Source organism: Vibrio sp. ECSMB14106, assembly GCF_000972265.1.
Classification (GTDB): domain Bacteria; phylum Pseudomonadota; class Gammaproteobacteria; order Enterobacterales; family Vibrionaceae; genus Vibrio; species Vibrio kanaloae.
Map to the genome: position 1 here is coordinate 46235 of NZ_LAUM01000006.1, position 16068 is coordinate 62302.

Annotated in this window: 13 protein-coding genes; 9 read left to right on the forward strand and 4 right to left on the reverse strand. The window is 43.9% G+C overall.

The features are described 5' to 3' along the window. Nucleotides 1-124: 124 nt before the first annotated feature. From hemB to WR49_RS21780, 4 genes are all read left to right on the forward strand, one after another. The gene (hemB, locus tag WR49_RS06040; protein ID WP_017055577.1) at nucleotides 125-1168 is read left to right on the forward strand and encodes a porphobilinogen synthase; all 1044 of its coding nucleotides are present in this window, start codon (nucleotides 125-127) and stop codon (nucleotides 1166-1168) included. 77 nt (nucleotides 1169-1245) lie between these two features. Continuing rightward, entirely contained in the window at nucleotides 1246-1686 is a 441-nt protein-coding gene (locus WR49_RS06045; RefSeq protein ID WP_046223406.1) for a GNAT family N-acetyltransferase, read from the forward strand. A 694-nt stretch (nucleotides 1687-2380) separates the two neighbouring features. Beyond that, a complete protein-coding gene (gene polA, locus WR49_RS06050; RefSeq protein ID WP_017055579.1) occupies nucleotides 2381-5179 on the forward strand; it encodes a DNA polymerase I in 2799 nt (932 codons plus the stop codon). Nucleotides 5180-5372: 193 nt separating this feature from the next. Further along, a complete protein-coding gene (locus tag WR49_RS21780; RefSeq protein WP_438356636.1) occupies nucleotides 5373-5420 on the forward strand; it encodes a hypothetical protein in 48 nt (15 codons plus the stop codon). 264 nt (nucleotides 5421-5684) lie between these two features. On the opposite strand, the gene WR49_RS06055 is transcribed toward WR49_RS21780, so the two are convergent. Together WR49_RS06055 and yihA are read right to left on the reverse strand one after the other, a co-directional pair. Further along, nucleotides 5685-6284: a hypothetical protein gene (locus WR49_RS06055; RefSeq protein ID WP_046223407.1), complete on the reverse strand. Its 600-nt coding sequence runs from the start codon at nucleotides 6282-6284 to the stop codon at nucleotides 5685-5687. Nucleotides 6285-6515: 231 nt separating this feature from the next. After that, the gene (gene yihA / locus WR49_RS06060) at nucleotides 6516-7175 is read right to left on the reverse strand and encodes a ribosome biogenesis GTP-binding protein YihA/YsxC (protein WP_017055582.1); all 660 of its coding nucleotides are present in this window, start codon (nucleotides 7173-7175) and stop codon (nucleotides 6516-6518) included. A 148-nt stretch (nucleotides 7176-7323) separates the two neighbouring features. Here yihA and WR49_RS06065 point away from each other — a divergent pair, with 148 nt between their 5' ends. From WR49_RS06065 to hemN, 5 genes are all read left to right on the forward strand, one after another. Then, entirely contained in the window at nucleotides 7324-7941 is a 618-nt protein-coding gene (locus tag WR49_RS06065) for a c-type cytochrome (protein WP_017055583.1), read from the forward strand. A gap of 570 nt (nucleotides 7942-8511) precedes the next feature. Then, a complete protein-coding gene (locus tag WR49_RS06070; RefSeq protein ID WP_046223408.1) occupies nucleotides 8512-9150 on the forward strand; it encodes a class I SAM-dependent methyltransferase in 639 nt (212 codons plus the stop codon). After that, complete coding sequence (gene yihI / locus WR49_RS06075) at nucleotides 9150-9707, forward strand: Der GTPase-activating protein YihI (protein ID WP_017055585.1); 558 nt, start codon at nucleotides 9150-9152, stop codon at nucleotides 9705-9707. The genes WR49_RS06070 and yihI overlap by 1 nt, the downstream gene beginning before the upstream one ends. Nucleotides 9708-9713: 6 nt before the next feature. Then, the gene (locus tag WR49_RS06080; protein ID WP_017055586.1) at nucleotides 9714-10202 is read left to right on the forward strand and encodes a DUF2489 domain-containing protein; all 489 of its coding nucleotides are present in this window, start codon (nucleotides 9714-9716) and stop codon (nucleotides 10200-10202) included. Between the two features lie 318 nt (nucleotides 10203-10520). After that, entirely contained in the window at nucleotides 10521-11912 is a 1392-nt protein-coding gene (hemN, locus tag WR49_RS06085; RefSeq protein WP_046223409.1) for an oxygen-independent coproporphyrinogen III oxidase, read from the forward strand. Nucleotides 11913-12009: 97 nt separating this feature from the next. On the opposite strand, the gene WR49_RS06090 is transcribed toward hemN, so the two are convergent. Together WR49_RS06090 and glnG are read right to left on the reverse strand one after the other, a co-directional pair. Then, nucleotides 12010-14556 carry an EAL domain-containing protein gene (locus WR49_RS06090; RefSeq protein WP_046223410.1) on the reverse strand — a complete coding sequence of 849 codons (2547 nt, stop codon included), beginning with the start codon at nucleotides 14554-14556 and terminating at the stop codon, nucleotides 12010-12012. Nucleotides 14557-14664: 108 nt separating this feature from the next. Continuing rightward, a complete protein-coding gene (glnG, locus tag WR49_RS06095; RefSeq protein WP_046223411.1) occupies nucleotides 14665-16068 on the reverse strand; it encodes a nitrogen regulation protein NR(I) in 1404 nt (467 codons plus the stop codon).

Below are 16068 nucleotides of genomic sequence, written 5' to 3' on the forward strand. Positions count from 1 at the left end.
CTATTTTTGAATGGGTTTTATACTTTACTGCTAGCGTCCTGAGCCATCAATGATATGCTTTTGCTTGTATTTAGCACTTTTCATATCTAAGTATTTCGTGCTTAGACTAGGCAAGGAGAATCTAGTGTCTGTTTCAATTCAAGGTCAATTTCCAGGTCGTCGTATGCGCCGTATGCGTAAGCATGACTTTAGCCGTCGCCTAATGGCAGAAAATCAATTGTCTGTGGATGATCTAATCTACCCAATGTTCATCCTGATGGGCAAAGAACGCCGCGAGCCTGTAGAATCCATGCCGGGTGTTGAACGCCTGTCGATCGATCTTATGCTTGAGGAAGCGGATTACCTGTCAAAATTAGGTGTTCCTGCGATTGCTCTGTTTCCGGTAGTGAACCAAGACGCTAAAAGTTTATGTGCGGTTGAAGCTCATAACTCGGAAGGTTTAGTTCAACGTGCAGTACGCTTACTAAAAGAGCACGTGCCAAACATTGGCGTTATTACTGATGTAGCACTAGACCCGTTCACTACTCACGGCCAAGACGGCATCATCGATGAAGATGGTTACGTGATAAATGACGAGACGACCGAAGTCTTGATCAAGCAGGCGCTGTCGCACGCTGAAGCGGGGGCTGATGTGGTTGCCCCATCAGATATGATGGACGGTCGTATTGGTAAAATCCGTGAAGCGTTGGAAGAAGCCGGTCATATTCATACTCAAATTATGGCGTATTCTGCGAAATACGCGTCTTGCTACTATGGTCCATTCCGTGATGCTGTTGGTAGTGCTTCAAACCTAAAAGGTGGTAACAAGAAGAACTACCAGATGGATCCGGCGAACAGTGATGAAGCAATTCATGAAGTGGCAATCGATCTGAATGAAGGTGCTGACATGGTGATGGTGAAACCAGGCATGCCTTACCTAGACATCGTGCGCCGTGTGAAGCATGAACTACAAGCGCCGACATTTGCTTACCAAGTGTCTGGTGAATATGCGATGCACAAAGTCGCTATTCAAAATGGTTGGTTGAAAGAGCGCGAAACCGTCATGGAATCACTGCTGTGCTTTAAGCGTGCTGGTGCCGATGGCATTCTTACTTACTTTGCTAAAGATGTCGCAGAGTGGCTTGCTGAAGACAATGCACAAGTATCAAAGCATTTAAAAGAAAAGTAACTGCGCAGAATGAACTTAAGTGATCAGTAAAAGGGTTGGCCATTGTGCCAGCCCTTTCGTTTATAAGGGTGGATAAGATGTCAGTCATTGTACGTGAAGGCTCACTGGAAGAGGTGGTGTCTGTTGTTGAACAGATTACTGAGTTTGCTAAAAAAGAGAGTGTCGCGTCTTTATCGGAGCGGTTAGCGGGTAAAACAAGCCTGATCCTCGTTGCTGAAGAAGCGGGCGTGTTACTGGGTTTTAAGATCGGCTATGAATTGGATCGGCAGACCTTTTATAGTTGGTTTGGGGGCGTTTCTCCACTTGCAAGAAATAAAGGGGTCGCACAGGCGCAGCTCGATGCTCAGGAACAATGGGTGAAGAAACAGGGCTATCAACAACTGAAAGTTAAATCTCGCAATCAGTTTCCAGCTATGCTGCGTTTGTTATTGAGAAACGGCTATCAAATCGAAAAACTGGAAGAAAAAGAATATATTACTGAAAATCGAATCCATTTTTTGAAGGCACTTTCAGTGTGATGAGTGATTGAAATTAGTGTGATGATTCACTAATTATAAATCAAATGAGATTTATTATCATCTAACTGTTGACTATTAAATGAGAATCATTATTATTAACCCTGTCTTAGGGAATGAGGAAATGTTCACAAGGATGTTGAGTACTCAAGTATCTACTTGGTTACGTAACAGAATTCTCGCGAACTTATACTAAGTTCTTTTTGACACGACATTGCTCACATTGCTTCCAGTGTAATTTATAGCTTTTAGGTAAAGCTGTGGTATTCAATTTGAATAGCTTTACCGGTTTTTGCTAGGCGACATCTTCGGGTGTCGCTTTTTTTATACCTTCATTTCAACAAGATGCATATTTAGTGGCACGTATTTTTATGAATAAAACGCCATCAGTATTCTTTTCCACAATGCAGGATCGAAAAAAGATCGTTGATCATCTGTTCGATCTGTTATTTTTTTCTTTATTTTCAGTTATTTATTCTTGTTTTTTTATTGCTTCACCTTAGTTCTCAACAGGGTGGATAAATAATATAAACAGAGTTATCCACAGGTGGCTAGTGTCTCAGAACAAAAAATAACAATAAATTGATTATAACGAATACAATCGAATGAACGGATACGGATCGACAACGTAGAATCCAACCAACAGACGTGGCATTCTTAACAGATTATTTCTGTACTTACTGGATACACAAACATTATGGCTCGTATTCCTGATAATCCATTGATTCTAATCGATGGCTCTTCTTACCTATATCGCGCGTTCCATGCTTACCCTGGCACAATGAGCAATGGTGATATCCCAACCAACGCTGTTTATGGTGTGGTTAACATGCTACGTAGCATGATGCGTCAATTCGCTTCTGATCGTATGGCGGTAATTTTTGATGCGAAAGGGAAAACGTTCCGTGATGATATGTACCCAGAGTACAAAGCAAACCGTCCACCAATGCCTGACGACCTTCGTTGCCAGATCGAGCCACTGCATAATGTCATTCGTGCGATGGGTCTACCGCTTATCTCTATCCCTGGGGTAGAAGCCGATGACGTGATTGGTACGCTGGCTTCTCAAGCTTCCGCGATGGGCATGCCTGTTCTTATCAGTACTGGCGATAAAGATATGGCCCAACTGGTTGATGACAACGTTACTCTTATCAACACCATGACTAATGTGGTGATGGATCGTGAAGGCGTTATCGAGAAGTTTGGTATCCCACCTGAGTTGATCATCGATTACCTTGCTCTAATGGGTGATAAAGTCGATAACATTCCGGGCGTGCCGGGTGTGGGTGATAAGACAGCGACGGCTCTGTTGCAAGGCATCGGCAGCATCGAAAAACTGTATCAAAACCTTGATGACATTGCGGCGCTTGGCTTTCGTGGTTCAAAAACCATGGCGAAGAAGCTTATCGATAATAAAGACAACGCTGAGATGTCTTACGAACTTGCGACCATTAAGTTGGATGTTGAGTTAGAAGAAACACCGGAATCGCTCGTGAAAGCTCAACCAAACATTGATGAGCTGATTAAGCTATATGGTCAGCTGGTGTTTAAGTCTTGGCTCAATGAGTTACTTGACGGCGGTAATGGGGTGGTGGAAGCGGCTGAAAGATCAGGTGCGGTACGCAGCAACGGCTCGTCTGCCACTTCAGCTGTTGAGATGAATACCTCTGCAGTGACGATTGATCGCAGCCACTACGAAACGATTCTAGATAAAGATGCTTTCAATACTTGGTTAGAAAAACTTAAAGCGGCTGAAGTGTTTGCTTTTGATACAGAGACAGACAGCCTAGACTACATGGTCGCTAACCTTGTCGGTCTATCATTTGCCACTGAAGAAGGCGTTGCCGCTTACGTGCCGGTTGCTCATGACTACCTCGATGCTCCTCAACAACTCGATCGTGATTGGGTACTAGAACAGCTTAAACCGATACTAGAAGATGACTCGCAAGCAAAAGTAGGTCAAAACCTAAAGTATGATATGAGCGTTTTAGCGCGCTACGATATCGAGATGAAAGGCATCAAACACGACACCATGCTGGCGTCATACGTTTTCAACAGCGTAGGTGGTAAGCATGATATGGATAGCTTAGCGCTGCGTTTCCTTCAGCATAGCTGTATCTCATTTGAGCAAATTGCAGGTAAAGGAAAAAAACAGCTTACTTTCAACCAGATTGAATTGGGCGAAGCATCTCCATATGCTGCGGAAGATGCTGATGTGACATTGCGTCTTCATCATCGTTTAATGGAAAACATTGAGCAAGATGAAAAGCTAAAAACCATCTATGAAGACATTGAAGTACCACTGATTCCTGTGATGTCTCGTATTGAACGCACAGGTGTCTTCATCGATGACATGTTACTAGGGGCTCAATCGCAAGAGATTGCGGTTCGTCTTGTTGAGCTAGAACAGAAAGCTTATGAGATTGCAGAGCAAGAGTTCAACATGAACTCGCCAAAACAGCTGCAAGCGATCTTGTTTGAAAAGATGGGTCTGCCCGTTATCAAGAAAACGCCATCAGGTAGCCCGTCAACCAACGAAGAAGTGTTGCAAGAGTTAGCGTTGGACTACCCGCTGCCTAAGCTGATCATTGAGTATCGTGGCCTAGCAAAACTGAAATCGACGTATACTGATAAACTACCTAAGATGATCAACGCTGAAACGGGTCGTGTTCATACGTCCTATCACCAAGCGGTGACAGCGACAGGTCGTTTGTCTTCGACCGATCCAAACCTGCAGAACATCCCAATTCGTAATGAAGAGGGTCGTCGTATCCGCCAAGCATTTGTTGCTCAACATGGGTGGAAGATTTTAGCGGTCGATTACTCACAAATTGAATTACGTATTATGGCGCACCTGTCGGGCGACAAAGCCTTATTGGAAGCTTTCCAACAAGGCAAAGACATCCACGCAGCCACTGCGGCTGAAATTATTGGCGTTGATATTGAGAGCGTTACCTCTGAGCAGCGTCGTCGTGCAAAGGCGGTTAACTTTGGTCTTATCTATGGTATGAGTGCCTTTGGTTTGGCTAAGCAGCTGGGTATTCCTCGCGGTGAAGCGCAACATTACATGGACACCTACTTCGAACGCTATCCTGGCGTAATGCAGTACATGGAAGACACACGTAGCGCAGCGTCAGAGCAGGGCTTTGTTGAAACGATTTATGGTCGTCGTTTACATTTGCCGGAGATTAAATCTCGAAATGGCATGCGTCGTAAAGCGGCTGAGCGTGCGGCGATCAACGCACCAATGCAAGGTACGGCAGCTGACATTATCAAAAAAGCAATGCTATTGGTTGATGAGTGGATTCAAGCGGAAGGCGATGGTCGTGTGAAACTGCTAATGCAAGTGCACGATGAATTGGTATTTGAAGTGGAAGAGTCATCTTTAGCCGAAATTGAAAGTAAAGTACAAGAATTGATGGAATCCGCTGCTGAGCTAGCCGTTCCGCTTGTTGCGGAAGCTGGCCACGGTGATAACTGGGACCAAGCCCACTAATCAGTTTTTGACCTTATCGAGTGAATTAGTATGAGCCAGTGCACAAACACTGGCTTTTTTTTATCTAAAATAAAGTTGAATTGTGGAAAGAACTAGGATGTTTTAATAAAACATTCATGAAAAAAAATTACAAAAAATGTTTTCATTTCTGAGCAATTGTTGTACATTAAATCTCGTAGGGTACAGAGGTAAGATGTTCTATCTTTCAGACCTTTTGTTTCACGTTATTGGATTAGGCTGATTCAGCCGCCCCAGTCAGCATTTGACTGGGGCGTTTTTTCTTGTGCGAAAGAAAAATATTTCCAACCATAATTACCCTACTGATCCGCTTACTTTTCATGCCTTTTCCTAGGCTTTTCAAAAATCCTCTTTATTACGTTAGTTTTCTTAAATTTGGAACTCAATCAGAAATTGGTAATTTTAATCCGTCTTAAATTCGATTGTTTTTTTATTTGAAATAACTTTTATTTTACAAATTTCCGGTAAAGGATTGATGGCTCATGCCTTATTTATCAGAGCATTGAGTTGGTGAATGCTCGATGTAGTCCATGATTTTCTGTTGTTTCTCTGTGCTGTATTTCAGTGCTTCGGCGGTGATCTGGATGGAGCGTGCCATCGAAGAGATATTGTTGGTCGCTTTCACCAAGGTTTGCTGCATTGGTTTCAGGATAAGCAGATAGATAGCGGTTAAAGCGATAATAATGACAGCGATAACCGCCGCCAGCGCAATGATGAGTTTGGTCTGTATATCATCGAGCAGTCTTTGACTGGTTTGTTTAAAGGCGAGGCGAGATTGATCCAAGGCTTGAGGGAGTTGATTGAGTGATGTCTGAGTTGAAGCCGCAAATTTATTCATGCTGTCGACGGTCTGATTCAAGGCTTGTTGCTGGTCTTCGCTGAGGTTGGGGTTATTGACTATGGCTTGCAAAGATTGCGATATCCTCTCAAGAGATTCACTGGCCTCCTGAGCATACTTCTCCATGCCATCGAGATCTAAGGTCATATCGACGTTGATCAGTGGTGCTTCTGTTGGTTCTGCTTCAGAGGTGTGGCCTGTAACAGGTATCAGCATCATTGCTATTATCGCCAAGAGTGTTTTCCACATGAGTATTCCTTTCTCGTTGTTCTGTTTAGCAAACGTTGTTTTTAGTATGGTTTACTTCTATACGTTCAAGCGGATAAATATCATTTTTAACGTTTAAAATTGGGCTTAACTCACTCATTTATGAGCAAAAAAATACCCCACCTAAATAAGGTAGGGTATTGATAAGGTTAAATCACTGGTAGTCAGTGCTTTAACTTCTCGCTATAGATGAAGCGATTATAGATAGAGGCGCTATTCGGAGTCGTTGTGCTCTTCATCTGCTAGCTCATCAATAAGTTGGTCTGCAAACGCAGGTGCGAACCACTCATCCATTTTGCTACGCAGTTGGTCAACACCGATACCCTTCATTGAAGAGAAGACATCAACCGCGACATCACCACCGAAAGATTTTGCATCGTTACGGATTTTCAGTAGCTGTGCTTTACGCGCGCCACTTTTCAGCTTGTCGGCTTTTGTTAACAAAACCTGTACTGGGATGCGGCTATCGATAGCCCAGTAGATCATTTGTTGGTCAAGGTCTTTCATTGGGTGACGGATATCCATCAATACCACCAAGCCCTTCAGGCTTTCTCTGCGTTGTAGGTATTCACCTAGCGACTTCTGCCATTTTTTCTTCATTTCAAGTGGAACTTGAGCGAAGCCATATCCAGGTAAGTCGACGATATGACAACCATCTGTTACCTTGAATAGGTTAATTAACTGAGTTCGACCTGGTGTTTTACTGGTTTTCGCCAAGCTTTTTTGGTTGGTAACGCGGTTTAGCGCGCTAGATTTACCAGCATTGGAGCGTCCTGCAAACGCAATTTCGATTCCTTCGTCTTCTGGTAAATGACGAATATCAGGTGCACTGGTAATGAAATGCGTGTTTTGATAATGAATTTTTACGCTCACTGTTAACTCCATCTCGACTTTGTGTAGTCGATTGATTACTTTTTTGTGAATTTGTGTAAAATAACCGTGCTCGGCATAAGGTCGCCTATTGTACCATGAGTGGCAACATAGAGTGGTACTGGAAGCTTGATAATTATAATGGAATGTCATGAAGAAATTAGCGCTAATTTTGAGTCTTTTAGCCAGCTGCTCAGTATGGGCTCAAGGTAGTATTGAAGCTGGTAAAGCCAAATCACAAACATGTGTCGCCTGCCATGGTGCTGACGGCAACAGTCTGATCACCCAGTATCCTAAACTGGCTGGTCAACATGAGAAGTACCTAATAAAGCAGTTAAAAGAGCTTAAGTTAGGTATGACGAGTGGTGGTAAACAAGGTCGTTATGAACCTGTAATGGGTGCAATGGCGATGCCTTTATCTGAAGAAGATATGGCTGACCTAGCGGCATACTACGCCTCTCTACCTATCTCCAATAATTCTACTCCTGAAAATGTTGTAGATGAAGGTAAGGTTCTTTACACGGCGGGTGACTCAGAACGCGGCCTAACAGCGTGTACTGCTTGTCATGGCCCTCGTGGTAACGGCACCGAACTTTCTGGTTTCCCTAAAATTTCAGGCCAACATGCAGATTACATCAAGGCTCAACTTGAGAAATTCCGCGATGATAGCCGTAATAACGACATGAATGCGATGATGCGTGATGTAGCTAAAAAGTTAACAGACGCAGACATTGATACCTTATCGAAGTACGTTGGTGGTCTACACTAATTTGTCGGTTTCTTGCTCTTAGCCAGAGTTAAGAAATGTACGTTCGAGCGAGGTTAAAGAGACACCCTGATCAGTAATGGTTGGGGTGTTTTCTTTTGTGTGGATTTTATTTATGCGTTTTATTTATGCGTTTTTATTTAATGTCTGATTTATCAATGTGTGGTCGATTCGTGTACGAAAGTGTGAAGTAGCACTCTTGTAGTCTTTTTGTAACCGGGTAAAGTAATCGCCATCAGCTAGGAGCTGACTTAGATACGGATGATCATCTAGTCTAAAGGTATAGACAGAAACGGATCAGGCTAGGACAGCCCAGCAACAAGGTGTTAGAAAAGGATAGCCAAAACTCATCAGGACGATGAACAACAAACAAATTTGGCATGGAAAGCACCAATAACAAAGGGAGATTTGTGTACCAAGTTGAGTATGCAAATTTTGGCCGATAAAGGCAGATTTAGAGAGCGATAGGTTTTCCTATCGCTTTTTTTATTGATTTGATGAAAAAACACCCAATACCTCTCCACTATAAACTCAGTTTCTGGTATGTTTCGCATCCCTGTTTAAGGATGTGCTATGTATACTTGTCCCTTATGCCATCACCAAGGCGTGAATCACTATTTTGAAGACAAACGCAGAGCCTATCTGCAGTGTCAGCAATGTGAACTGGTATTTGTTAAACCTGAACAAAGGTTAGAAGCAAAAGAAGAGAAAGCACACTATGATCTCCATGAGAATGATCCTAGTGATGAAGGTTATCGCCGCTTTCTATCTCGCATCGCGGATCCACTAACAGACAAAATTTCATCTAACTCACAAGGGTTGGATTTTGGTTGTGGACCGGGCCCTACGCTATCTATTATGTTAGAAGAAGCCGGACACAGCGTGGAGTTGTACGATATCTATTACCATCCAGAGCTCTCTGTGTTGGAAGAAACGTATGACTTTGTGACTGCCACGGAGGTGATTGAACATCTTTATCATCCAGACAAGGTGTGGCAGCAATGGTTGAATTTAGTTAAACCCAAAGGCTGGATTGGTCTTATGACTAAGCTAGTAATAGACGTAGACGCGTTCGCTGGTTGGCACTACAAGAATGACCCGACACATGTCGTCTTCTTTAGTCGTCAAACATTCCAGTTTTTGGCAGAGCGGGATAAGCTCGAACTAGAATTTTTTGGAAATGATGTAATTTTACTGAGGAAAGTGCAGTAATGGGTCGTAGTAAGAAATCAAGAAAGCCGGGAGCACTTGGCGCTCCGGAGCCTATGGTTACTCGTAACCGTAGTGAATCTGATGTTGAAGGTCGTGAACGTAAGCGTGTTAAAAAGCGCAAAGGCCTTAAGTCTGGCAGCCGTCACTCAGATGGTAGCGAAGCAAAACAGCGTAAAGCTGCACAAGCTCGCGATCCACGTTTAGGCAGCAAGAAAAAAATCCCACTGATTGTTGAACCAGCGAAGAAGCCGACTAAACAAGAGCGTAAGCTATCTAACGAACAAGAGTTAGAGATGCTTGAGAACGATGCTCAACTGAACACACTATTAGATCGTATCGAAAATGGTGAAAACCTAGGTGCAGGTCTACAGAAGTTTGTTGATGAGAAGCTTGATCGTATCGAACACCTGATGGGCCGCTTAGGTCTGTTAGAGCCAGAAGACGATGAAGAAGAGATCTTCGAAGAAACAGCAGTTGAATCGAAGAAGAAAACAAACTCTGATGAAGACTTGTTATCTCAATTTGAAGACATCGACTTAGACAGCTTTAAAGGTTAATAGCCAATGAACGTAACCTTATTAGCAATTGCTGGTGGAATGATCATTCTCGGCTTGGGCTCTTACGCAGGTTACCTTCTACTTCAAGTGAAGAAGCAGACGGAATTGCAAAAGCAGCATCAAGCACTCGCCATTGAAAAACGTAACGCAACGATTTACGACAACGTAAATACCTTGTGTTTAGCGGGTATCCAAGGCCAGTGTGATTTACCTGAGATCAGTATCCGAGTGTGTATCATAATGGATAATGTTCAGGGTGATGAACGTGTCGATTTTGATTCGGAATATCCTGCTCTTTCTGAGCTGTACCATATCGTTAAAGATATGGCGCGAGGAGAGGCAAGACAGGAACTGACGAAAAAAGAACGCATGCAGCAGAATCTCACACGCCACAAGGCAGAGACTCGCTTGAATGATGCGGTTATCGAAGATTTGAAAAGGTTGCAGGAGAAGGTCAAGCCTCTCAACAACCAAATCAGCATTCAGATGATCTAGTCACGACAGACTTTTAAATATAGAGGTTTGTTTAATATACACGTTATTCTTAAGGCATATTGCTTTTAGGACACATTGTCTTCAATAGTATTGTCTTGAATACCGAATGTTAAACGAGCCTTCTTACCTCTTGCGTCTCGTTAATCCCGACGCTTTGTTAGTGATCAAGCTAGCAGTTCTGAGTTTTTCTTTGAAAAATTGATTTTGTCTTGAACGACCTTACAGGTCGTGTGGCAAAATAGCCCGTCTATATTTTAATGTATGTAAAATGATTTGAGAGACCTTAGGTTCTCGCGGATCTAAATTGGAAGTACCGCTATGTCGAGCAAGCCAGTAACAACGAATCAGCAAATCGTTTGGGATCAAGAAATCTTAAACAAGTACAACTATTCGGGACCTCGTTACACCTCATACCCAACAGCGTTGGAGTTTCATGAAGCGTTTACCGTCGCTGATTACGACATGGCGTGTACTCAATATCCTGAGCGTCCACTCTCTCTTTACGTGCATATCCCATTCTGTCATAAGCTTTGTTACTACTGTGGTTGTAACAAGGTCATTACTCGTCACTCGCATAAAGCGGATGAGTACCTTGATGTGATTGAGCATGAAATTCGCCAACGCGCTTCTTTGTTGAATGGTCGTGAGGTGACTCAGCTGCATTTCGGAGGCGGTACGCCAACCTTCTTGACCAAAATACAAATCACTCGCTTGATGATGATTCTGCGTGATGAATTTAACTTCACTGCGGATGCTGAAATCAGTATCGAAGTTGACCCGCGTGAGATTGAGCTAGACGTACTCGACCACCTACGTAGCGAAGGCTTTAACCGCCTGAGTATTGGTGTTCAAGACTTCAATAAAGAAGTACAGAAGCTGGTTAACCGTGAGCAAGATGAAGCGTTCATCATTGCAATGGTTCAGCGTGCCAAAGAATTAGGCTTCCGCTCAACTAACCTTGATTTGATTTACGGCCTACCAAAGCAGACTCAAGCTTTGTTCGCTGAAACACTGAAGCAAGTGCTTGAAATGAAACCGGGTCGTTTATCGGTATTTAACTACGCACACATGCCTCAGCTGTTTGCTGCGCAGCGTAAGATTAAAGACGAAGACCTGCCAGAAGCAAAAGAGAAAATGGCGATTCTTCAAGATACCATCGAGACCTTAACGGGGGCGGGTTACCAGTTCATCGGCATGGATCACTTTGCACTACCTGAAGATGAGCTAGCAGTCGCGCAGCGTGAAGGTATTCTGCACCGGAATTTCCAAGGCTACACCACTCAGGGTGAATGTGATCTGATTGGTTTTGGTGTCTCGGCTATCTCTATGGTAGGCGATGCTTATGCGCAGAACCAAAAAGAGCTGAAGAAGTATTACGCTCAGGTCAATGACCTGCGCCATGCCCTTTGGAAAGGGGTGGTACTAGACGATGATGATCTGCTGCGTCGTGAGGTGATTAAGCAGCTTATTTGTAACTTTAAGCTTGATAAAACCACGATTGAATCTGAGTTTTCAGTTAACTTTAATCGCTACTTCAAGGAAGACTTAGCGCTTCTACAAACCTTCATTAATGATGGGTTAATTGAAGTCGATAACAAGGAAATCCGCGTGACTTTGCGTGGCCGTTTGTTGATTCGTAATATCTGTATGTGTTTTGATAAATACCTGCGCGCTAAGGCTCGCCAACAACAATTCTCTCGCGTTATCTAATCGCTCGATTGAGAATAGAAATGTAAAAAATGCCAGCATCATGCTGGCATTTTTGTATTTGGTTTATTCGATTCTCTGCTGATTGTTACGCCATGCTTTATTTACTGTTGTGATTCGTGATGTTGGTAGGCCACTGATCAAAAGGAACAGGGCGACTGTATAAGAAACCTTGAGCTAGTGGACACTGTAGCTGCTTGAGTAGTTCAGCCTGTTGCTGAGTTTCAACGCCTTCGGCTACCAAGCTTACTTTGAAACCTTTAGTGATGTTAACGATGGCTGCGACGATGGAGCTGTCGAGGTTCTCTTGATCGAGTTTGCTAACAAAGCTGCGATCGATTTTAAGGCAATCAAATGGCAGCTTGTGCAAGTAAGCAAGCGATGAGTAGCCGGTACCAAAATCATCAATCGCAATTGAGATACCCAATGCTTTCAGCGTTAGCATGTTTTCGATGATCGTTGGATCATTGTCGATGATGCGTGACTCGGTGATCTCTAATGTGAGGTTTTTGGCCGGTAACTTGGTGTCAGACAAAGTGTTTTTAACCAAGTCAATGAAACCGTTTTCGGTGAGTTGATCGACAGAAAGGTTAACGTGCAGAGAGAAGTCTTCGTCCCATTTTCCTAACTCAATGGCGATGGCGGTATCTCGACAGGACTTGTGTAGTATTTGTTTGCCGATATCGTAGATAAGCCCTGTATCTTCGGCAAGCGGAATGAATGCAAGTGGTGAAATGACGCCCTCTTTCGTTACCCATCGTGCCAGAGCCTCTGCACCTATCGGGGAGCCAGATTCAAGGTCTATGATTGGTTGATAGAAAGGCTCGAACTGTTGTTGCTCAATTGCTCGATTGATGCGTGCTAGCATCTGGGTTCGATGCCTAGAAGCGTTGCCCATCTCTGGGCTGTATATACTGACGCGAGTCTTGTCTTGCTTGGCATTACTCAAGGCAATACTGCTGTTACGCAGCCACAATGTAATATCTTTAGTGCCTGAAACATGAACCACACCGATAGAGACATTGATCACGACATTCTCGGATTCCATGGCAAATGGAGCCGCAAAGGTTTGGAGTAAGCGGTTAGTGATCTGATGAACACCCCCCTCTTGGAGAGCGTCAGGCGCGTAAATCGCAAATTCATCACCACCAGTACGTGCCAATAGATACTCAGATGGTAGCGTACCTCTCAAACGAGCGGCTGCGATGATGAGCAGTTGGTCGCCATTGTAATGGCCTAGGCTGTCATTAATGTCGCGAAAGCGATCAATACCGACTAAATACAGTGTGCCTTTCTCGGTTTTTGTATTTTTCTGTACAGCATCGATAAAACCTTCTCGGCTGTACAATTTGGTTAATGAGTCATAGGTAAGTTGAGACTGTAATTGTTCAAAAGAAGCCTTTAAGTTGTTAGTCATTTCATTAAAGGCTTCTACCAACATGCTAGTTTCATAGATATTACCTGGTTTCGGCATGCTGCTGTCCCAATCGCCAGTCGCTAGACCTTTTGCTGCATCTGCGGTGGAGGTGATGGGTTGGGTCACTCGATTAAAAGCAATTAATCCGGCGATGACACCAATGCAACTCAGCGTTAGTCCAAGTAACCAGCTGTTTCTTTGGTTTTCTGGTAATGCACCGAGTAGGTTGGTTTCAGGGATCGACATACCAATAAACCATGTGATGCCATGCTCATCCTCGTAAGGCGTTATTTGGTTGAAGTATCGCTCGCCATTCAGAGTAAAGTCGAAACGTTGTATTTGCCTGTTTTCAATCAAATGGAATTGGTTAACGTAACTGGCGCTCTCTCGTATTATTGGGTTGTCACTCTCTGTAGCCAATAAGCGCTGACTTGTGTGGCTTTTATCCGTCCTTTTGGAGACAACCTTACCTCCTCCGGAGTGCGCAACCAAGCGCTGCTCTTGGTCAATGATGTAGACAGAGGCATCGGTTTTGTATTTTAAATTATTCAAGAATACGTTAAAGGTATTGAGCTTGATGTCACTGACGATAACCGCTTTAAATTCGTTGCCGTCATAGATAGGGGCGAGGGCGGATAAGGTGATCTCTTGGCGTTCATCAGCATTAGTGTAAATCGAAGACCATGAGGCTTTTTTCTGGTTAGCCACAGGCGTATACCAAGGGCGAACTCTTGGGTCATATCCCGAAATGACTGAACGTATATCGTCACTGATCTGGCGACCACGGTAGATCACGAGTTGATTTTGAGTGCGATCATCTTGCACCATCAAGGTGTAGCCATTATTCGCTTCTTTACGGAAACCCACATAATTACCGTTTTCAGAGCCAAAGCCGATCACATCGAGTTGAGGTACAGTCGTAAAATGATTTGAAAACTTATAAAGAATGTAGTCTTGGACCTTACTGAGGTCACCTGCTTGGTAAAGGTGGTGATAACCAATGTTGTGACTGAGTGAAAGGTTAGCGTGAAACGGCTTTTCTAAAAATTCTGTGAGGCTTTGATGAACGTTATCAGTGAGTGATGTTAGTTGGCGTGTACTAAGATCACTCACCGTTTCTTCATAGTTCTGCTTTTGAGTGAAAACCATTACGCCCATAGTGAACAGAAAAATCATCACGAATGGCAGAACCACTGCGGTTCTCAATGTAATTTGTGTTTTCAAAGACATTTTTAGCTACAATTTTGGTGAATGCCGTTTTGTGATTGTACTGATACTATTAACATCAAGCGACACTTTTTTGATTAAAAAAGTAGCTGCACCGATAGTCATATAAGCTTAGTACAGTTCTTTGAGTTTACGAGTAAGGGTGTTTCTCCCCCATCCCAACACTTTGGCTGCGTCTTGTTTGTGACCATTGGTATGTTTGAGTGCAGCCTCCAGCAGTATCCGTTCAAATTCAGGCAGAGCATAAGTGAGCAGCTCTTTTTCTCCTGAATCAAGGGCACATTTTGCCCAATTAGCGAGCAGTTGTTGCCAGTTATCTCCAGAGCCTGAAGTGGCCACTGTTTTCTCTTCCAACAGCTCCGGTGGCAGATCTGAAGGTAGTATTTCACTACCGCTGGCCATGACGGTGAGCCAACGGCAAATGTTTTCAAGCTGACGAACATTACCAGGCCAATTCAGCTGATTCAGTTTTAAAACCGTCTCAGGATGCAGCGTCTTCACTTCCACCCCGAGCTCTTCTGCGGCTGAAGCTAGGAAGTGATGAGTAAGCTTTTCTATGTCTTGCTTACGTTCGCGCAGTGCTGGGATATGAATTCGAATAACATTGAGTCGGTGGAAAAGGTCTTCACGGAAGCCACCTTCATGCACTAATCGTTCAAGATCTTGGTGGGTTGCCGCCACGATACGAACGTCGACCTTAACCGCAGAGTGGCCACCCACGCGATAAAACTGACCATCAGAAAGCACACGCAGTAAGCGAGTTTGAATGTCGAGTGGCATATCACCAATTTCATCAAGAAATAGCGTGCCACCGTTAGCCTGCTCAAAACGTCCTTGGCGAATGCTATTTGCACCAGTAAAGGCACCTTTCTCATGACCAAATAGCTCCGATTCGATTAGGTCTTTGGGGATTGCGGCCATGTTAAGAGCGATAAAGGGATTCTTTGCTCTAGGGCTGTGGCGGTGTAAGGCATGAGCCACTAATTCTTTACCAGTACCCGATTCACCATTGATGAGAACAGAAATAGATGAACGCGATAGTCGCCCTATGGCACGGAAAACTTCCTGCATCGCCGGTGCTTCACCGATGATTTCGGGTGCGTTAGTCTCTTCGACCACTTCGCTGGCTTGTTCTCGCTTCTGTTCTTGGCTGTGTGCGATGGCTCGCTCTACCAAAGTAAGCGTTTCATCGATATCAAACGGCTTAGGCAGATACTCAAAAGCGCCTTTCTGATAAGCGTTTACCGCAGCATCAAGGTCGGAGTGTGCGGTCATGATGATCACTGGCAAATCGGGAGAGCGTTGATGCACTTGATGCAACAGCTCAATCCCGTCGATACCAGGCATGCGAATATCAGACACTAATACGTCTGGTGTTTCGCGCTCAAGAGCGAGTAACACGCTCTCTGCATCAGCAAATGTTTCACACTTTATATCCGCAGATGACAGTGTTTTCTCTACGACCCAGCGTATAGAACTGTCGTCATCGACGACCCAAACGTATCCCTTACTCAT